At 43.3% G+C, this 20812-nt stretch carries 12 protein-coding genes; 2 read left to right on the top strand and 10 right to left on the bottom strand.

Annotation, left to right across the window (positions count from 1 at the left end; translation table 11 throughout):
- The 8 genes from AM629_RS07250 to AM629_RS07215 form a co-directional block, all read right to left on the bottom strand.
- Positions 1–3649, bottom strand: a 3649-nt coding sequence (locus AM629_RS07250; RefSeq protein WP_054477537.1) for a PAAR domain-containing protein, incomplete at its 3' end; no start/stop codon positions are given.
- An 18-nt stretch (positions 3650–3667) separates the two neighbouring features.
- On the bottom strand, positions 3668–4087 hold the full coding sequence (locus AM629_RS07245; protein ID WP_054477534.1) for a DUF1795 domain-containing protein: 420 nt from the start codon (positions 4085–4087) through the stop codon (positions 3668–3670).
- Between the two features lie 61 nt (positions 4088–4148).
- Complete coding sequence (locus tag AM629_RS07240; protein ID WP_054477532.1) at positions 4149–6044, bottom strand: type VI secretion system Vgr family protein; 1896 nt, start codon at positions 6042–6044, stop codon at positions 4149–4151.
- A gap of 670 nt (positions 6045–6714) precedes the next feature.
- On the bottom strand, positions 6715–7458 hold the full coding sequence (locus tag AM629_RS07235; RefSeq protein WP_054477529.1) for a 4'-phosphopantetheinyl transferase family protein: 744 nt from the start codon (positions 7456–7458) through the stop codon (positions 6715–6717).
- A 44-nt stretch (positions 7459–7502) separates the two neighbouring features.
- Positions 7503–8531 carry a fimbrial protein gene (locus AM629_RS07230; RefSeq protein ID WP_054477527.1) on the bottom strand — a complete coding sequence of 343 codons (1029 nt, stop codon included), beginning with the start codon at positions 8529–8531 and terminating at the stop codon, positions 7503–7505.
- Positions 8532–8559: 28 nt separating this feature from the next.
- Positions 8560–11040, bottom strand: a complete 2481-nt coding sequence (locus AM629_RS07225) for a fimbria/pilus outer membrane usher protein (RefSeq protein WP_054477525.1) — start codon at positions 11038–11040, stop codon at positions 8560–8562.
- Positions 11041–11063: 23 nt separating this feature from the next.
- The gene (locus AM629_RS07220; protein ID WP_054477523.1) at positions 11064–11732 is read right to left on the bottom strand and encodes a fimbrial biogenesis chaperone; all 669 of its coding nucleotides are present in this window, start codon (positions 11730–11732) and stop codon (positions 11064–11066) included.
- Between the two features lie 38 nt (positions 11733–11770).
- Positions 11771–12307, bottom strand: a complete 537-nt coding sequence (locus AM629_RS07215; RefSeq protein WP_054477521.1) for a fimbrial protein — start codon at positions 12305–12307, stop codon at positions 11771–11773.
- A 2332-nt stretch (positions 12308–14639) separates the two neighbouring features.
- Between AM629_RS07215 and AM629_RS07205 the strand changes: the two genes are divergently transcribed.
- Entirely contained in the window at positions 14640–15251 is a 612-nt protein-coding gene (locus tag AM629_RS07205; RefSeq protein WP_054477517.1) for a LysE family translocator, read from the top strand.
- Between the two features lie 259 nt (positions 15252–15510).
- On the opposite strand, the gene ybaL is transcribed toward AM629_RS07205, so the two are convergent.
- On the bottom strand, positions 15511–17220 hold the full coding sequence (ybaL, locus tag AM629_RS07200) for a YbaL family putative K(+) efflux transporter (RefSeq protein WP_054477515.1): 1710 nt from the start codon (positions 17218–17220) through the stop codon (positions 15511–15513).
- Between the two features lie 242 nt (positions 17221–17462).
- Positions 17463–18680: an MFS transporter gene (locus tag AM629_RS07195; RefSeq protein WP_054477512.1), complete on the bottom strand. Its 1218-nt coding sequence runs from the start codon at positions 18678–18680 to the stop codon at positions 17463–17465.
- Between the two features lie 246 nt (positions 18681–18926).
- On the opposite strand from AM629_RS07195, the gene ushA reads away from it, so the two are divergent.
- On the top strand, positions 18927–20585 hold the full coding sequence (gene ushA / locus AM629_RS07190) for a bifunctional UDP-sugar hydrolase/5'-nucleotidase UshA (RefSeq protein ID WP_054477510.1): 1659 nt from the start codon (positions 18927–18929) through the stop codon (positions 20583–20585).
- Positions 20586–20812 lie beyond the last annotated feature (227 nt).

Here is a 20812-nt window from a genome sequence, read left to right as displayed (position 1 = left end):
GATTAAGCGTAAACGCCTGCGTCTGCTGCGCCACCAGTTCCCAGCCGTCAAACACCAGATGGCGGATCATTTTCAGCCGGCCGTGCTGATACTCGCGGATTTCCGCCGGCACGTCGCCGTCCCACACATACGTAGTCAGTTTACCGGTTTGGATACAGCATTTTTCGATCCGCCGTCCAAAGGTATCATAGCGATATTCCCACCGGATACCGTCCGGGGTGATGAGGCCCGTCAGCTGATTCTGGCTGTTCCAGCGGTATCGGGTCAGTGCTGGACGGTAACCTTCTTCTAAACGCTGTTTCTCTTTCATACGACCAGCCCGGTCGTAGACAAACCGGTGCGAGTCAATCCAGTTCAGGCGGTGACCTTCCTGGTATAGCGTTTCCCCCATAATCTCCTGCACCCCGTCGAACCGCCGTGACGGGTAACCGCTTGCATCATACTGATAGTGTTCACGTAAATTCCGTCCGTCACCGACCGACATCACCTGGCCGTTGCCGTTGAGGAGGTAGCGTAACTGCTGTCCGTCATCATTGGCGGCTGTCAGGTTCAGTGTGGCATCATATTCATACTGACGCACCAGACCCGCAAAGGTGGGGTCAGGAATATCCGCCAAGTCAGTCTGCCGGAAAAAATGTGGGTTATAGCCGGCACGTTGTGCCGTTAATTGGCCCATCAGGTTATATTGCTGGCGCAGGATGAAACCGCTTTCGGTGTAACGGCCTGTTTCCCGTCCGGCGTCGTCCCGTTCCACGGTCAGAGGCAGTTGCCCCTCCAGCGTTAACCCGGTCAGTTCCCCGGCCCGGTTGACTTGCATCCGGCTCTGCCAGTGTTTCGGGTGAGTCTGTCCGGTGAACCGGGACGGTCCTTCTGCGGGGTCGGTTTCTCCGGTCAGCAGCTGTCGTTCCACCGTGCGGTTATCTGGGTAGTGGCGTTGAATTTCCCCGTATGGCTGGATTTCCCGGACTATCCGGTCTTGTTCATCATATTCAAAAGACAGGGTGTTATCCGGTGACTCAACTGTCAGCAGCCGTCCCACAATATCGTAATGATAATGCGTGGTGCCTTCCGGGGTGTGCAGGGCAGTCAGCCGGTGTGCCGCATCATAGTCATAGCGGATAACCGTTTCTTCTCCGTCCCGTTTCTCAATGCAGTTGCCCGATAAGTTATAACGGTAGTGCCAGCGGGTGCCGGCATAATCCTGCTCAGTGACCACCCGGCCATCCGCATCGAGAATGTACGTGTAGTTTTCGCCCTGTGGGTTTATCACCTGAGTCAGTTGCAGAGTATCCGCATCATAGCGGTACTGCCAGCGGTGCCCCTCACCATCAACACGTGCTATCGGTAGGTCAAACGGCCCGTACTCCACCAGCCAGTCTATTCCGAGAGCATCAGTCCAGCGGGTCAGGTTACCGTGCCGGTCATGGTGAAAGTGTTCCAGATTGTTATCGGGCCGGTCGCTGGCGGCCACCCGGTGATGTCGGTCGTAACGCCAGCGCCACAGCGCTCCAGCGGCGGTCAAGCTGCGCAGCCGGTCCTGACTGTCATAGCCGAGGCTGATGGTGCGGTTCTCTTCATCAAACAGTCTTACCAGCCGCTGATGGGTATCATATTCCTGAGTACGGCGGTTACCGTCGGTGTCTTCTTCCGCTGTCACCAGCCCGAAAGCATTACGGGTCAGGGTGGTTTTCCGACCGTCTGGGGCAATAAATCCTTTCGGCTGGCCCAGCTCATCATACAGTTGTAGCCAGGTGCGTTGCAGTGGGTCAGTCATACCGGTCAGTTGCAGGGTGTCCGCATCATAGCTGTATTGCCAGACTGCCCCGGTCGCATCAGTAAGTGAAGTCACCCGACCGGTATCGGCCAGGTAGGTTAGGGTCAGAGTTTCTCCCATCGGCAACGTCTGTTGTATCAGATTGCCCCAGTTATCGTAGTCATAGCGGGTGATACCGCCGCCAGGAGTGTGAACTTCAGTGACCTGATGCTGGTCATTGTAATGCCAAGTAGTGGTGTGCCCCTGTGGTGTGGTAGAGCGGGTGAGGCCGGGAGCATAGTCCAGGTGGACAGGATAGAAGCCTCCAGACCCTACACTGTCAGTACAGCGCCCCTGTTTATCGTAGCGGTAATCCACCCAAGTCTGGTCGCCGTCAGACCAGCGGCTTATCAGGCCCTGCGCGTTGTATTCATAGTACAGGTGGAATTGCTGGGTACTGTCCGCTTCCGCCAGCCGGCCATTATCATGGTAGCGATACCGGGCCATCACTTCCTGCAACCCTTCATCGGTGCGGAGAATCTCCGTCAGCTGTCCGCTCAGGTTGTAACGCAGTGTCAGCACTGGTCCGTCACTGTGGATGACTTCTGTCAGCTGATAGCGGTTGTTATAGACAAAACGCAGCTGGTTATCATACACGTCCCGGTGTTCAGTCAGCAGCCAGCTCTGGGTGTCGTCGTCAGAAGCCGGTGCAGGCAGGGCAAAATATTTTTGTACCGGGGAATCGCGGTGGCGGAGGATATACCCAGATTGGCCCCGGCTCAGGGTAAAATCCGGGTGGTCGGGGTTGATACTGTGGGTACAGGTGGCAGGTAAAGCAAAATAGAGTGAAGCCCCTTCGGTGGTGCTGATTTCCACCCGGTCGCCGGTGACCCGGATGCATTCGGAAAAGCTGTCAGTCCAGCCCGGTCCCAGTAAGCCCTGTTCCCCGGGGACCCAGCTGCGTAAAAACACCAGCGGCAGGGTCTGGCCGAGCGCGATATCGGTACGCTGGTCAAACAGCTGGCCGGTGGTAACGTCAATCGGGTCGCCGGTGAAGAATTTTTTAGTTGCTTCCAAGTAACGTTTCGCGCCCTGCGTTTCTTTAAAGGCGGTTTTGGCACAGGAAATCGTACCCATCGACACGATTTTTCCGGCATGCCGGGCGCCGGCTTTTGCCCCGTTCAGCACCGTTTTACGACCCGCTTTAGTGAACAGTTTACCGATGCCCTTAATGGCGCCCCGGGATGGTGGTGCCAGAAATTCCACAGCTATCAGAATCGCCCGCTCCCAAGCGGAGAACTCTTCCTCAATGTCCAGATAGGTGCCCTGACCGGAGCCGATAAACACGGTTTTGGCACCGGATTTGATGGTGGAGCCGCAGACCAGTTTGTCATCCACCCGGGCTGCCGGGTAGCCGTTGATGAACACCGTTTCACTGCCCTGAGCAATCAGGGGCGGAGCAGGGTGTTTCGTACAGGCGGCAGTATCGGCTGTGGCTCTGGCTGCCGGTTTGCCTTCAATGGACACATCTGGCGAGCCGTTTATTATTTTGCCGTCGGGCGGGCCAATACTGTCTACCATGCGGGTGACCGCAGAACTGGCGGCACTGATAACATTCCCCAGAGCCAGTGTGCCGGCAGTGCCCAATGCAATCACCGCAACGGTGGCTAAGCCACCGGTACCCACCACCACCGCAGCGGCTACGGCAAAGACCGTAGCACTAATCAGAGCGCCGGTAATGGCACCGGCCAGCGCGCCGAGGAAGCTGGCATGTTTAATCGGGTCGCCCTCACGGGCAGCTGCCGGGCCGGGCGTCCCTTGAGGAGGGGAAACGGGTGCAGCGTGTCGGGCACCGACCCGGGCAATCCGGGTGACAATTTCATCACCAAGTGACATGTTGTGCCTCCTGCCGGGTCAGGCTGCTTGAAAGCTGCTGATAACTGCCAGCAGGGTATCACGCTGACCGGCTTCAAAAGGCGCAGGAGAGGTCAGGTTGAAGGTCAGCAGCTGTGTGCCCCGGATTTGCAGTACCACGGTCTGGTACATATCGCCTTCCGGGCTTTTCCACTGGTAATCCAGACGGCGGGCTGGTTGCTGGCTGAGGGGGATTTCGCTGCGCTGGTGCTCTTGGTAACCGGGCAGGTGGGTGCGGAACTGTTCCAGAGTCTGTTCATAGTAAGTGTTATTATCCACGCCAAGGGGGACCGGTGTGCGGCTGACCACCAGATTAATGCCGCTGTCATCCGGCAGTACAAAGACATGCATGGACTCATCCCGCCAGTTGTCCGGGATAGTCAGGGTGCCTTCATTCATCTGATACACTGTGTTTTCCATGCTTTTTTCCGTTATTAGTTAAGGTCATGCATTAAATTAAGTTGCTGAGCGTCAATACCGGTCAGTTCACATTGACCTGTTTGCCGTTGATGGTGATATTCAGTCCCTGAATGCTGATATTGCCGGCACTGTCGATGGTAATGCTGCCTCCGGCTGTGGCAATTTCGATACCACCAGCCTGGGAATGTATTTGAATGTTATTTTTCACGTTCAGCAGGCTGTCTTTTTCTACCGTGACCTGACGCAGGCCGGTGATGGCACTGACTTCATTGCCCGTCACCTCTTTATGGCGGTCATTTCTAATCGACAGCACCTGATTATGGCCGATGCTTTCGGTGTGGTCGTTCATTACCCGGGTTTCGCGGTTATTGAGCACCACGGTATTCATATCGCGCTGGGCGTGCAACGCCAGCTCTTCACTGCCTTTGGCATCTTCAAAGCGCAGTTCGTTATAGCCTTCTCCCTTATGGGTTTTTGAACGGAAGGCCATCTGGGTTTTACTGCCTGGTAGGGTTCCCGGCGGAATGTTACTGGCATGATAGGTCCGCCCGGTGACTATTGGCTGGTCCGGGTCACCATGCAGGAAATCCACCACCACTTCCTGACCGATACGCGGGATAGCCAGCATGCCCCAGCCCTGACCGGCCCACGGCTGGGTCACTCGTATCCAGCAGGAACTGCGGTCGTTACTCTGGCCGTAACGGTCCCACAAAAACTGTAACCGGATACGGCCATACTGGTCGCAGAAGATTTCTTCCCCTTCCGGGCCAACCACTTTGGCAATCTGCGGGCCGTCCATCACCGGTTTGGGCCGGAGAGCTGGCCGCCAGTGCTGGTCATAAGGGATAAAGGTGAAGTGGTTACTCATGACGGTGCCCGACTCACCGCCAGCCTGTTCCAGCGCCTGTGGTTGGCTGCCGGTATGCGCCACACTGACCAGTTGCCAGAGCCGGTTGAGGTCATGACGCGGATGGTTGGTCAGGGTAAACAACACGCCCGGTTGCATGGCCGCATCGTTACTGTCTCCGTACCCCATCAGAGCATTGCTGCGCAGGGCTTCCAGCCGGTAGCGGGTGAAATCAGCGCCATGTTGCTCATCTTTGAAGCGCCCGGGAAAATCAAAGTGTTCATAGCCGGTATACTGGAGGTCGGTTTCGCGCATTTGCTGGCGAAACTCGGCGGCCCAGGCTGGATTTTTAAAGGTGTAATCCTTGAGTTCGACGGCAGCCGGACGCACCTGAGCACTGCGGGTCAAGGCGGTGATACACAACTGTTGGGCTTGGGCCGCGTCCTCCGGGTGATAAGGCAGAACTGGCCCTTTGGCAATAGAGCCGGCATCGTCAGCAAACACTAGGGTGTTTTTGTTGCCGTCGAACTCGAAGAAATAAAAGATGCCCTCTTCCGCAGTCAGCCGTTGCAGAAAATCAAAATCGGTTTCACGGTACTGGACACAAAACTCTCGCTCCGGGTGCGGATAACGCAGACTGAAAATGACATCCTGGACCCCGCTTTCTTTGAGCAGGGTGGTAATGATAGTTTTGATATCCTGCTGTTGAAAGATGCGGGAATTCTGGCGCAGGGTGGTGCGCCACATATCAGGACGGATAGTCATTTCGTAACGGGTCTGATGCTTACCGGTATTGCCCTGAACAAAGCTGGCGACCATGCCGGTGACGGTGCGTTGGACTTTCCCTTCGCGCAGGATGGACAGGGTGGCACGTTTATCGAGGACGGCGGTAAAATCAATCGCTGGGTCGGCACTGGCTAAGCTGACGTCAAGGCTGAACGGGATGGAAAAGGCTTCATTTAATGAAAAAGCGGCAACGACAAAGGTGTGAGGCGGTAAGCCGCCGGCAGTGAGGGTGAACTGTAAGCCCCCGGCGCTCTGGGTACTGAATCGGTCAGCGAGTTGCTTTAGCGCACTGGGCAACCCGGCGGATGTTTTCTGGAATGACATATATAAAGGGCTCCTGATTATTACTGAAGGGTTTCATGCACGGCATTGTCAGCCCGGCGACGCTCTGCTACGTGAGTGATAACTCATCAAGGGGGTAAAGAAGCCAGACCGGGAAAGTCCGTCAATATCGTGATGCCGGATTATCGGGTCCGCTGCCCAGGGAGGATAAAGAGCGGTCACCAATACTTTCATCCGATTAATATATAACTAGGAGAATATAATAAAAAATTTAAAGTGTCTTGGATATTTGATAGATGGATTTCTGTTTAATTTAAAAAAGTGTGATTTAAATCATAGAATACTTTAGGTGATTTACCTTAAGACTAATCCTATTAGCTGAAAAGTTGGGTTTTTTTAGGGTTAATTCGTGTTTCTTGTTTATCGTGCTTTTATACTACGTAATCGAGTCATCGTGTTTCTTTGATAGACATTAAGCTAGCTCTTTGTTTACGGATCACACCAAATTCGTTTCAAATGATGACGTACAATGGCATAGGTTCATATTAACCTCTAATAATGCCAAATTTATCCATTGGATTTCAATATTATATTAATTTGGGGTGATAATCAGAGAGGTCAGATTCGTAACGAGCATGGATATCTACACGGACTAAGGCTATTTATCCAGGTAAAAAATCTGAGATAAATAACCACTCTGTACGGGTCTGGGCTACTGAATAATGAGCGTCAATATTTCCTGTGGGTAGATAATAAATTGTCCACGGAATATTGTACCTGCTGGATAGTTATTGGTGAGTGTTTCCTGCAACTGTAATATTATCTCGTTGTTTTCGAGAGATAAGGTAATAATTTCGGCTGCTTCGAAACCAAAAAAGCGTTTTACATGTGGATAGAGCGCTTTAAACAGGCTTTCTTTTACAGAAAATGCCAGTGTGAACATCTGCTCAGGTGATAAATGACAATGATTCAGGAAGGGTATTTCTCTGTCATTCAATACCATTTTTATCATTTCATCCATATTTTGATGGTTGACAATGGTTTCTATATCGACACCAATTAATCGGTTATTAGTTTGCGGTGCTGCCAGTATAATTGCATGTTGCGCTGAATGAGAAACAGAGCCACAAATACCCTGTGGCCAGATTGGGGCACGATCATTGCCAGATATCAAATTAAACTCTGGTTGTCCTAATTGTGCTAAAAGTTGACGGGCACAATAACGTGCTGCCAGATATTCAGCCCGTCGTTTATTGACGGCTTTGGCTAATTGAGCAGGGAAGGGAAGGTTTAATCGCCCGAACAGTTCATCGTGATAATAAGAGAGATCAAAACGAGCCTGCCAGAGATGTACTTGAGGATATTGAATAACCGTTCCATACTCGATTTGAGTGATAAATCCATTACCATCTTTCGGCAGTGTGGCTTGACTGGTGTGTATAACTGTTTGTTCCATGTTGATTATCCAGATAAGAAAATGCTATACAGTTTATATTAATATCATTCATATTTAATTGTAAAATGTGCGGTGGCATTAGCTGTTCCGCCGGTTATTTTATTTCTGGTTTGGTAATATCGGGCAGTAAAATGGGCTATATCGCCAGAATCTTGTGATGTGTGATCCAAAAACAGCGGTTTTCCTAGAGAAACAGGTGTTCCATGATATAAGATTTGGACACCAACACCTTGTGCTGTATTTGCATCGTTGCTGTTATCGAGTCTAATAACACTATCTGGAGTGTCTGTAGGGTTTTTAATTCCTCTCCCTGAAAAAGTAATTTTAGGTATAACATTCTCTACACAATGAATGATGATACCAAAATTAGCATAGCCAGCAGTGGTTCCTTTTCCTTTAAATAAAGAACTTTGTACGTTACCGAAGTTTACTTTTGGTGATGGTGTTGTTGTCATGCAACCCATGGTCTTAAATCTATATGTACTTGAATGCCTTACTGAAATTAAATTTAGTACTGGGCTTCCTAATGCTGCTAATTTAAACATGACTCCGGAAGATAGTGATTTTCCTGAATGCATTGCTCCTTTCTTGTGAAGATAAATACTAACGTTTCCTATATCTTTCCAGGTGATTTTTTTTCTTGTTCCAAGGTTATATGAATAGTTAGTTCCATCTGATTTAGGATAACCTATTTTACCAATATTGCCTCCAGAAATAACAAAATATAAGTATAACTTATCTTCAATTATTTTTAATCCACCAGTGCCATGTTCAGTATTACCCGGTTTTCCAGTAAGAACGCTGTCGCCAAACATTAGAGGTATATTTTCTTCATCACATGAAAAAATTGGAGCGTTTACATCAATACCCATCTCTGAGGCTATCTGTTCAGCACTGAAAGTTTTTATGTTAATGTCTTTATTATTCGCTTTGTTAATTTTTTTCTCAGATTCTTTTAAATTAAAATACAAAGAAATAGGGGCGGCGTTTGGATTTAATTGACATTCGGCGAATGACTTGTTGCTGTTCAACAGTAGTATAGAAGTAATGAATAACCATAAGTAGTGTTTCATATAAATTCCGGTTGAGATTTGTTTTTAATTATTGACAATTCAATGAAGCTAGGATGATACCATTAATTTTTTGGTATCTTTTACTATCAAAGTTAATGTAACAGCTTTGTTGATCACCTAAATCAGCCTTTAATTTTACTGTATCACTAACACCACTGAGAAAGACTTCTCCTCTTTCATTCACCATACCATTGATACCATTTTGGCCCGTGACTACCGTTCCAAATGGAAGTTTTTTACCGTTATGCTGTAATGTTAAAAATACTCGATGACCAACGCGAATAGAATAATCCGCCAATACCAACGCACCTTTTGTTGGAATAACTTTAGTGGTTGGGTTATCAATATCTACGTCAGTACTAAATGTATTGGTATCAAGAGATAAAGCATTCTCCCGATATTGCGATATATAGGGAACAACGGTATATCCTCGCCAGTCTGTGCTGATAGAAGTATTATTTAATACTTTTGCATTGGCTGCCCCTGGAGCGCGAATTAAGGCACTAGCACCGCTTTCGCTAATATTTTGCGCCAGGGTAACACCATAAGGATGCGCAATAATTGCGCCCTCTAATCCATAATTAATACGCTTATTTTTTCTATGATTAGTGGTATAACCTGCATTTACTGAACCATATGATCCTCTATAATACAAGCTGACTGAATTACCTGATTCTTTTTCTTTCTCTGATTTTTCGTAGCTGTAATTCTGAGAAATCATATAGTTTAGATTCTGCTGTTCCAGTAAAGAGCCAGATAATGTCATCGTATGTTGGCTGTCGCCATCTGTATTATAAGTAGTATCATAATCTACAGTTGCACTGTGATGACCAGATGGCAACCATTTATCCAAGGGAACACTAATATTTAACGAAAAAGTTTGATCGTTATTAATACTTGAACGATTACGATGGTAATTGTAGCTCAATGATAAGGAGATATCATGAATATTGGTGTTATAAGACATCATGTATGATTGATTTTTGCTGGTTTTATCTTGCCAGTAATCTTGTTGCCAGGCTGATAATGAAAGATTGCCATATTGTCCTAAACTCTGTCCTAGGGTTATTTGCATATGATTTTTCGGCGCACTATTTCTGCTATTATCAGTAAATTGGTCGTTATTATTAGCGTCGCTAAAACTAAAAAAACCATTGGTATTGTAACGATAGCCAGCCAGTGTCACCGTGGTATTCGTTGCAGTGAAACCTTTATCGTAGCGTATCTGATAAGACTGACCGGTTTTCTTTTCTCTATTTGGGAAACGCGTTGCTGCCTTTGTGACATCTATTGATACAGTACCAAATGAGCCGAGATTATGCCCTAAACCTAATGCATGACTTTGATAGTCGGAAGAAACAATTGTTCCACCATAAATTGTGGTACTGTCCCATAGCCCGTAAGTAGCTTCTGTCTGCACAAACCTTTTTTTGTTGGCTTGTTTATTACCACTGAATTTACCGATATTAACCGAATATTTTATTTGGCCCTCACGGATCATCAATGGTGAGGCAGAGAAGGGCTGAGTAAATTTTCTGACTTTGCCATTTGCTTCATAAATAGAGACTTCCAGATCACCACTTAAGTTGCTGGGATAAATATCGGTAATTTCAAACGCGCCTGGCGGAACAAAAGTCTGATAAATCAGATTATCTTTTTGATGGATTTCTATCCTTGCATGAGTCATAGCAATACCGCGAACGACAGGTGCAAAACTTTGCTGGCTATCTGGTAACATTTGGCTATCGGACATCAGTTTAATGCCATTAAAACTGAAACTATCAAACACCGTGCTATCAGTTGTTGTTTCCCCCAATACTAAGCGGGACCTTAATGGGCGAATATCTCGTTCAGCATAGGCTTTAAGCGATTTCCATTCAGATGTCGTATCAGTATGATTATAGTAACTATTATGGCGAACGCGCCACGGACCTAAATTAAAGCCGCTACGTAAATTCAGGTATTGATTTTGTTCACTTTGATTTTTATTCCAGGATTGCATGCCTGTTAGATTGTAATTGGTAAAAAACATAGGCAAACCATCATCCCACTGATCAGGAGAGATATCTCCCCTGATTTGTGATTTCATTGCAGCCTGCGGGAAATTCAGCGTTAGAGTAAGATGGCTTAAATCTAAATCTGCTGATGCATATTTAATATATTTCTCCGGTTGAGAAATGATTTCCTGTTCAGAAAGTGATGCTAATTCAGGGAAGCTTTCTGTTTTTACCCCGATTTCTTTCAGTAAGCTGACAGATAATTCAGGGCAAAGTTTTTCACCACAGTCAATAAAGGATAGGTTTTTAATGCCAATATCCTGTTGATTGACGATAACATTCACTTTATAGATGCCCGGAATGTGGGAATCGGTTTTTGCCAAACTGTCCAGATTAATATTTTCTCTGTCTTCATCTGATAATTGTAATGCATTTATATCAAAGTACAGCTCTGCATGTACTGGCAATGATAAACAAAAAGTTATTAAAGCAAAGCTAATTACTTTTTTCACGATACTCTCATCAGATAATATTATCAGAAATTAAACTGGCGCTCTTCCGTTGTGCCACCGTAATCATTGATAGCCGTCAGCGTCACGCTTTTTATACCACTTTGGGCTGGAAATACCTTGTGACCCAAAGGCGGAATAAATCCTGGGCTGGCTATTAGTTTTCCATCGATTTTCATCTCATTAAGATTAACGTAATAAGCCGTGGGATTAGTTAATTGAACACCATTGGTGTTATGTGATGCTTCCAAACGATTAATAGCATTATTCGCATCATCATCAGATAGCCCTGTTGGGCGATAAATCAGTTTGATAATGTTTTTGATGGTTATGATCATCTTGCTGTTGTCATTTTTTTCAACCGCCGGAATTGCATTAACATTGAGCAAAAATATCGATTCCCGATCCGATGGTAGGTAATTTCCCACATATGAAACTCGAATTTGATGCTCGCTTTCCTTCGCTATCTTAAACAATGGCGGCGTAATAATGAACGGCACTTTGTTTTGACTGTTATCGATATTATCTACCCATGATTGAACAAGATAAGGTCTTTCTGTATCCGAATTAGTGATAGAAATCGTGGCTTCTTTTTGTGAGCCATTATAGATAAGGCGAGTTCCGCCTAAAGTAATCCCTGCTTGTACTTGTCCTATAAAAAGGACAAGTAAAAAGGGAGTAATAAAGCGAAGCATTTTTACTCCTTTACTAATTAAAGATGTTTATTGGGTAATTATGGATATATGATGGTGAAATTGAGTGTTTTATCAATGTTATTAGTAGCAATAGTCGTTTTTGTTGAAACTAATTCTGCTACGAAATTCATAGCTGCTTTTTTTGAATTGATTGTAGCGATATCAGCGACATTTACTCCTGGGGCTATTGCTGTATCATTACCTTGTTTGTGTATTTTAATACCTACCCCATCAACCCCTGAAGCATAAAAATGTTTATTACCATCATCTGGAGTACCCGTGAATAAGATTCCCAGACTTCCGGTAACACTACAAGAAGATAAATTTATAGTGAAGTTTTTACTTTTTCCAACCATATTTGTTGTAATCTCACCCAGGTTATTTTGGAATACGTTTTTTGACAACTTACCGAAATCTACGGTAATGTCTTTTCCTGCTGTTCCTGTGTCTACAGTACATCCATTTTCAATAATCTGACCTGTAAATTTAATTTTCCCATCATAAGATAATGCACTGAAACTGCTAAAAGTCCCTAATATCATCACTAAAGAAGCCCAAATAAAATTCTTTCTCATTTAAAAATTCCTTACCTTAATAAAGATGTGTTTTAGTTTTGTCTATACCCTTCATCCTTCAAGTTGCTGCTTTCACTTATCCCAGTCACATCGTTATCTATGCTCTTGGGGATGCGTTCACTTGCCGTCGCGCTGCAATTTGAAATCTATTGGGTATATATAATAAAACTATATATCTAACCAAAGTGATAATTTAATGGTTGATTATATAATTGAAGACATTTTTATAGTGGTGTGAAACTCAATTGAGTTTACCTCTATTCTTGTCTTTTTTGATTGATGTGAATAAGTCATGACTAATAAATGATTTTTTTATAATCTCCTTGAATATTTCTGTGATGAATAGGTTACACTCATTTGGATACTTATTTCTCGTTTACTGTAGCTTGCATATATCACCACTTTTGAATGGTTTTCGTTATTCTCTGGGTGTTTACTCAAGGCAAGAATTTACCCCGAGCATATCATCATGTTTGTTGATAATAATCTCTGATATTAATTTTAGTCCAAGGAAGCCTATTTTTTGTTCTCGAAAACATCATCTCTTACTGTAAATAACTTAGTGTTATCGATAATGATTCTCACTTTTATGATAATATTGCAAGCAGTAAAGTGCAGTAAAAAGTCATACCAATAATGAATTTCTTACAAGATGATGGCTATAATGCAGTGAGAAACTCTTTTGAAATAGAATTAGGAAAACTGCCATCCCGGTTATGATTATGATGGCAATAACTCTTCTCTAATATCTTCAAATTTTTTATAACTCGGAATTTTCATTTTTCTGTAGGACTATTATCACTCGACGCTGGGGAGTATTAACTAAAATATGATCTTTTTCAACAGCTTAAACAAAAAAAATGATGTTTTTTTTAAAATTGTCAAATTATCTTTCTATTTCATTATGTTATAACTTTAAATTAATCGTTTGATTTAATTGGTTTTGTATGGTTTTAGATTTCTGCATAAGATAATTTTTTACTTTACTATCACTCAAATAGTTTAGTGTGATTTTCAGCCTCATTGTTGGTTATATGATTAATCTTGGTAATCTATCGCAGTTTCGTGTAGTAAGCGGGATATAATTATACGGCTATTAAACATCTTCAAAAGATATATCATAGAAATCTGATTTTTATCGCTGTTGAAGAAAATATAATTATTAAAAATCGTGAGTATGGGTGGAGTCTCTACGTTAACGATTTAATTAAGTATTGTAGAAGGAAGCTATATTAATAATTTTAGTGGCTGTTTTTATTAAATGGAAATGAGTGCTGGAAATAGTCGATGAAATTTAAAGAGTAAACAGGAGGTGAAAATTATTCATTGGTGAATATTACCTTAACTTAATTAGTTATAGTATAGGCATTTTACTTGCAAGAACATGGTTATTTTATCTATTGTATTTTTATGGTTATTTCAAAGTATAGGAATGGAATTATTTTATTTTCTTTATTTATAAGGAAAATGATTTAGGTAAAAATCATCAACCAAACCCTTTGATTTTGCGATTTATGTCAGGAAAATCTCAGCTTGGCTGGAGAATGGATGGAGCCAGAATCTGAATTTATAAAAAACTTTTCAGCGGGCCTTTACAATTTATGATTCTGTTAACTAGAATCAAGATAGTCGGTTATTAAAGATTACTTTATTCGTGATATATAAAAATAACATTGGTTATATATGGATTAGAAATGTCATGTTTATGTGACGTAAGACGATACAGAAATTTATATTTTTTGCATAGTAATCCTTTCATAGATTGGCATTTTTCTAAATAGGGATACTGTTCGTTATTTCCTGCCAGGAGATCGCCGCAAGGGAGGCGTAGTACAATGGTGATGGCATCGGCTGTATCGATACTTAGGTTAGGGTTTACCGATTCTGGTTTCGATAGTGCAGCTCTAGAGATGCTTGATAATTTAGAAAGATCATTCCGTGAAATATTTATCGCCTGTCGCAATTGTTTGGTTTTGTTGCCGATATTTGTACAGGTTTTTTTATCTGGTTTTTTGTTAAATCGGAGAGATTGAGATTATTAACATTCTAATAAAAGATGCAGTTATACCCAATAGATTTCAATTTGCAGCGCGGCGGCAAGAGAACGCATCCCTAGGAGCATAGATAACTATGTGACTAGGGTAAGTGAACGCAGCCAACAAAGCAGCAACTTGAAGGATGAAGGGTATAGTCGCTGCTAAGTGAGAGTAATGATAATAATTTAATGATTATTAATTTAAGGAGATAAAGGCACATGATGAAGTTTGTATTGAGAGTTTCCTATTACACTTCAAATGATTAATTATTATATATAACAGCCATTGAGGATACTATGAATAGCTATTACGATTATATAATCATTGCCAGTATGGTGAGTATGGTCTTAATTATGCCGGGACCAACAAATACTCTTCTGGTATCATCTGGATATTCACATGGTTTTATTAGTACACTCAGGCTGATCTTGGCTGAGGCATTTGGTTATTTAACAGCAATTAGTTTGTGGGGGTTATTTTTATCTACAATTTCTCAAACTTTTATATGGTTGTTGGTTGCCTTAAAGCTTTGCGCGTCGACATACATTGCTTATTTGGCTTTTAAAGTTTGGCATTTTTCATTAGGTAAAGGGGAGGCAAACGTTCATTTTAACACAGTATTATTTGCCACTTTGCTTAATCCTAAGGCTTTTGTGTTTGCTACATACATATTTCCTCTTACTGCATTTACTGTGTGGTCAGAATATATTCCTTCCATGGCGGCTTTTATTTGTGCGTTATTACCTGTTTCCTTGATTTGGGTGGGTGCGGGAAAAGTGCTGTATCTGGGCAATCAGGGAAAAGGATGTTTAAAACCCGAACTGTTTTATCGTCTTGCTTCTTTAGTGTTATCTGTTTTTTCGTTCTCAATGTTTTATACGTCAATAAAAGGTGTTTTATATCTCTGACGTAAAGGTTTGGTGCTACCTTTTTATTGGTCTTTTCATATTGGGGGTATGGAGAGACGGATTGTGTAGGGTTTCTTTGTCTCAATTTCTTTTAATGAAAGTGTTGTTCTCTCTGAGCCGTCCCTATCACTGTTACTTGAAGTAGTAAGAACGAAAATGGTAAGAACGGCTCATGTGGTGTCATAGAATACAGGGTAAAGTCATGGTTCCAGCTTATGATGAGAATGAAGAATTATTCCATCAGCGGCTCTGCGTTTCCTCAAATTAATGGTACAAAGGGTGATGCAGGGGGAGGCTCAACTAAATGGTCTTGGCTTTTACTGCTTGCCAACACATTTGCCATTGTTTTAGCAATTTCGTGCTCGCCAATAATGACATGGCTAGCTCCACGCTCCATGATATAGGTCACTTCGTCGTCATAGTCAGCTCGAACGATAATATTCAGATCTGGACGAACCTCTCTTGCACTGGCGATAATCTCGCCCGCTTCATAACCATTCGGTATTGTCAGTAATAGGGAACAGGCACAGTCCAGACGCGCCAGTGACATAATATCTTTACTGGCGGCATTGCCCATGACGGCACTGATACCTTGCTCACCCAATTCTTCAAATTTGGCTCTGGTATTTTCAATAACAACTAGCGGGAATGCTTGTTCCTGTAGGCGCTGGCATAGCAAACTGCCGATACGTCCATAGCCGACAATAATAATGTGACCACAGATATCGACAGGAATTTGAGTTTCTTCTTCCAGAGTTTCTTCTAATAATTGTTCTTCAATAGTTTCTGTTTTTTCCAGATAGCGATCCAGCAGGCTGAACAGAACTGGGTTCAGCATAATAGAAACAATTGCACCAGCCAGAACAAGATTACGGGCATCCCCATCAAGTAGGCCAAGTGCAGCACCAAGACCTGCCAGAATAAAGGCAAATTCACCGATTTGAGCCAGACTGACCGAAATTGTTAGTGCAGTACGGCGTGAATGGCCGAACATTTTCACTAGTAACATGGCAGCGGCAGATTTACCAATAATAATAATTGCTAGTGTTGCCAGTATCGCCAGTGGCTGCTGGATGAGTACCATTGGGTCGAACAGCATACCAACGGACACGAAGAACAAGACGGCGAAAGCATCTCTGAGCGGCAGCGTATCTTGAGCGGCGCGGTGGCTGAGTTCTGATTCGTTCAGTACCATCCCGGCGAAGAATGCACCTAGTGCGAATGAGGCGTCAAACAGCGTAACAGCGCCGTAAGCGATACCCAGAGCAATGACTAATACTGCGAGGGTGAATAGTTCTCGGGAGCCGGTACTGGCGGTTTTTGCCAGTATCCATGGGATCAGACGGCGCCCAACAACAATCATCAGTAAAATAAAGGCAACAACTTTTCCGACTGTAATCGCAAGTTCCATAATTAACTGTCCGATATTGGCTTCCTTATTATCAAGGATACCGGCAGCCGCAGGCAGTAATACCAGAGTCAGCACCATTGCCAGATCTTCGACAATCAGCCAGCCGATGGCTATCTGACCTCGTTGGCTATCAATCAATTGGCGCTCTTCTAGCGCTCGTAGCAGAACAACGGTACTGGCGGTTGATAAACAGAGGCCAAAGACGATACCGCTAAATAATTCCCAACCCAGTATTGCTGATAGTCCTACACCAAGCAGTGTTGCGACCAATATTTGTGCAATAGCGCCAGGGATAGCAATGGATTTTACTGCCAGCAGATCTTTAAGTGAAAAGTGTAGCCCGACACCGAACATTAATAAGATAACACCAATTTCTGCCAGTTCCGGTGCCAGTGAGGCATCAGCGACAAAACCAGGAGTGAAAGGGCCTGCGAGTACACCGGCGGTAAGGTAACCGACCAGTGGTGAGATTTTCAGGCGTTGTGCCAGCATGCCAAGCAAATAAGCGAGGACAAACCCGCCAACGAGAGTGGTGATAAGTGGTGTCGAATGCTCCATTAAGATTCCTTCTTGCTGAGGCTATTAAATAGCATAGTGAAGAGGTAGGTGTCATAGTATTTTATAGATAATTCGAGGTAAATTCGCTAAAAAAATGAATAAAACATCAAAAAATATCGATTGAAAGGATTAAATTACCCGTAACAGGGATTTGTATTGATATGTTTGATTATTTATGAGGTATATAAAGGCTACTTCCACATAAAAAATGACTTTTATGTGGCGCTATTATGGTGATTTTTCTAGTTATTGTCTTCTATATTAGGTAATAAAGCGGTAAATATCCCAAGTAACGGTAGAAAAGCACAAATCTGATAAACTAGTTCAATACTTGTTCTGTCCGCAATGTTACCAAGTACCGCTGCGCCGATACCTCCCATACCAAAAGCGAGTCCGAAAAATAGACCGGATATCATCCCGGTTTTACCGGGAATAAGTTCCTGTGCGTATACCAGGATTGCAGAGAACGCAGATGCCAGAATCACACCAATAATCACTGACAGAATACTTGTCCAGTACAGAGAAGCGTAAGGCAGAACTAATGTAAAAGGAGCTACTCCGAGGATAGATATCCAGATGATATACTTCCTGCCGATTCTATCGCCAAGAGGTCCCCCAATAATGGTTCCGGCTGCAACTGCGAATAAAAAAACAAACAGATGGAGCTGGGCGCTTTGTACGGAAATGTCGAATTTGTGGATTAAGTAAAAAGTATAATAGCTACTGATACTGGTGAGATAAAAGAATTTGGAAAATATTAAAATTAACAAAATAATCAGAGAGCCTATCACGGCTTTTTTTGGTAAAACTTTAACGATATGACCCGTTCTGACTTGATTATTCTTAATATAATTCTGAGCTTTATACCATTTACTGATCTGCAATAGTACGATAATTCCCAGTAATGCGGCCAGAGAGAACCAGCCAACATTGCCTTTGCCATAAGGTGCAATAAATATAGCGGCTAGCAAAGGTCCGAGGGAACTACCGAAATTACCACCGACCTGGAAAAGCGATTGAGCTAGTCCATGACGGCCACCGGATGCCATACGTGCTACGCGTGATGATTCCGGGTGGAATACCGAAGAGCCAATGCCAATTAATGCGGACGCTAATAGAATTAACGGGAAATTGTTAGCGTGAGCCAGCAGTAGCAGACCTGATAAGGTGAAGCTCATTCCAATGGGTAATGAATAAGGTTGTGGATGTTTATCGGTATAGAAACCTATCAGTGGCTGTAATAGCGACGCGGTAATTTGGTAGGTCAACGTGATCATACCGATTTGCACAAAACTCAAGTTGAATTCTGATTGTAATAAAGGATAAATCGCCAGGATCAGCGATTGGATCATATCGTTCAATAAGTGTGAGATGCTAATCGCCCCAAGAATAGTAAAAACGGTGTTCTTGGTTTTGCTTGCATGAGAGGAGACTGTCGTTGTGTTGCTCTGTTCGTTCATATTGACTGCCAGCGTGTCTTAGGGGGGAGTTTGTTAGTTATTTGTTACATTTTATATATTAGGCTGATAGTTAATTTTTTACTACACCGTAGATAGTTTGATGATACGCTCAAAAAAATGAAACGAAACATGTTCTAATAATCACATAACGTAACCTATTTCAGAAATGATTTGTTAATCCCGCCTTGTTAGCTTTTGAAGCTGTTTTTGCATGGCAATTCACTTAAAAAAACATGGAGATATACCATGAAGTTTTCGTTTAAGACCTCAGCTTGTGCTTTGGTTGTTTCTATGACATTACTTCCAGCAATGGCAAATGCATGGGAAAAAGATAAAACCTATGACATTACTATTTTGCACACTAACGACCATCATGGGCATTTTTGGTATAACGACCACGGTGAATATGGTTTAGCCGCTCAAAAAACAGTTGTTGATGAAATCCGTCAAGAAGTCACCAAGAAAGGCGGCAGTGTGTTATTGCTTTCCGGTGGCGATATTAATACTGGCGTACCAGAGTCTGATTTGCAAGATGCGGAGCCTGATTTTAAAGGAATGAATCTGGTAGGTTATGATGCAATGGCGTTGGGTAACCACGAGTTTGATAATCCGCTGTCAGTATTGCGTCAGCAGGAAAAATGGGCGAAATTTCCGTTCCTCGCGGCCAATATTTACGATACCGGCACCGGTAAACGTTTGTTCAAGCCTTATACCATCTTTGATAAACAAGGGGTGAAAATTGCGGTTATCGGCCTGACGACTGATGATACGGCGAAAATCGGTAATCCTGCTAATTTCCCTAATGTTGAATTTCGTGTTCCCGCGATAGAAGCGAAAACGGTTGTAGAGGAACTGAAAAAAAATGAAAGACCAGATGTGATTATTGCAGCAACCCATATGGGGCACTATGACAACGGTAATCATGGTTCTAACGCGCCGGGTGATGTTGAAATGGCGCGTAGTTTGCCTGCGGGTTATTTGGATATGATTGTAGGTGGCCATTCACAAGATCCGGTTTGTATGTCTGCGGAAAATAAAAACTACAAACAGATCGATTATGTACCGGGAACACCATGTTCGCCTGATCGTCAGAATGGTATTTGGATTGTTCAGGCGCACGAGTGGGGTAAATATGTTGGCCGTGCTGATTTTGAGTTCCGCAATGGTGAATTTAAGCTGACACATTATCAGTTAATTCCCATTAATCTTAATAAAAATGTGAAAAAATCAGACGGTTCTACTGAACGTGTTTATTACACTGATGAAATTGCGCAAAACCCGGAGATGATAAAGTTGCTAACACCTTACCAGAATAAAGGTGATAAACAGTTAAACGTAAAAGTAGGTTCTGTTGAAGGTAAACTGGAAGGTGATCGTAACAAGGTTCGTTTTGTTCAGACCAATATGGCTCATGTTATCCTTTCTGCTTTGATGGAACGCGCGAATGCTGATTTCGCTATTATCAGTGGCGGCGGTATTCGTGATTCAATTGAATCCGGCGATATCACTTATAAAGATGTACTGAAAGTGCATCCATTTGCCAACTCATTGGTTTATGTTGATCTGAAAGGTAGTGAAGTTGAAAAATATCTGGCAGTGGTTGCTAACATGAAAGTTGACTCCGGTGCTTATGCTCAGTTCTTGAATGTTGATTTGATTGTTGATGGCAAGGGGGTTAAAGATGTCGAAATCGGTGGGAAGCCATTGGATCTGAATAAAACTTACCGCCTGGCAATGCTTGACTTTAATGCTATCGGTGGTGATGGTTATCCACGTCTGGATAATCATCCAGCCTATGTCAACACGGGTTTTGTTGATGCAGAAGTTCTGAAAGATTATATCGAGAAGCATTCACCCTTGAAAGCGACTAACTATGCGCCAAAAGGTGAAATTGTTTATCAATGACCCCGGATAAAGTATAAATCAAAAAGGGTTGCAATCTGGCAGCCCTTTTGAGGTGATATTAAAAGTATGAAAGGTAAAGTTAACGTTCTGTTTCTATTATAAAATGATCACTAGTGTCACAATTTCATTACATAGAATAATTTTATAATTAAGGACAATGGATGAAATGGAGTCTTGAAATTGGTACTCTAATTATGGCTCTGTTGTCTGTATATAAACAGGTAATA

This window comes from Photorhabdus heterorhabditis (assembly GCF_001280945.1).
GTDB classification, from domain to species: domain Bacteria; phylum Pseudomonadota; class Gammaproteobacteria; order Enterobacterales; family Enterobacteriaceae; genus Photorhabdus; species Photorhabdus heterorhabditis.
Note: the sequence above shows the minus strand (reverse complement) of the source record. Positions and strands in the feature narration are given on the sequence as shown.

Coding starts and splice junctions, on each gene's coding strand:
- AM629_RS07215 (WP_054477521.1), bottom strand. CDS start 12,307: ATGAGAAAGAATTTTATTTGGGCTTCTTTAGTGATGATATTAGGGACT.
- AM629_RS07195 (WP_054477512.1), bottom strand. CDS start 18,680: ATGAACGAACAGAGCAACACAACGACAGTCTCCTCTCATGCAAGCAAA.
- AM629_RS07230 (WP_054477527.1), bottom strand. CDS start 8,531: ATGAAACACTACTTATGGTTATTCATTACTTCTATACTACTGTTGAAC.
- AM629_RS07240 (WP_054477532.1), bottom strand. CDS start 6,044: ATGTCATTCCAGAAAACATCCGCCGGGTTGCCCAGTGCGCTAAAGCAA.
- ybaL (WP_054477515.1), bottom strand. CDS start 17,220: ATGGAGCATTCGACACCACTTATCACCACTCTCGTTGGCGGGTTTGTC.
- AM629_RS07205 (WP_054477517.1), top strand. CDS start 14,640: ATGAATAGCTATTACGATTATATAATCATTGCCAGTATGGTGAGTATG.
- AM629_RS07245 (WP_054477534.1), bottom strand. CDS start 4,087: ATGGAAAACACAGTGTATCAGATGAATGAAGGCACCCTGACTATCCCG.
- AM629_RS07235 (WP_054477529.1), bottom strand. CDS start 7,458: ATGGAACAAACAGTTATACACACCAGTCAAGCCACACTGCCGAAAGAT.
- AM629_RS07220 (WP_054477523.1), bottom strand. CDS start 11,732: ATGCTTCGCTTTATTACTCCCTTTTTACTTGTCCTTTTTATAGGACAA.
- ushA (WP_054477510.1), top strand. CDS start 18,927: ATGAAGTTTTCGTTTAAGACCTCAGCTTGTGCTTTGGTTGTTTCTATG.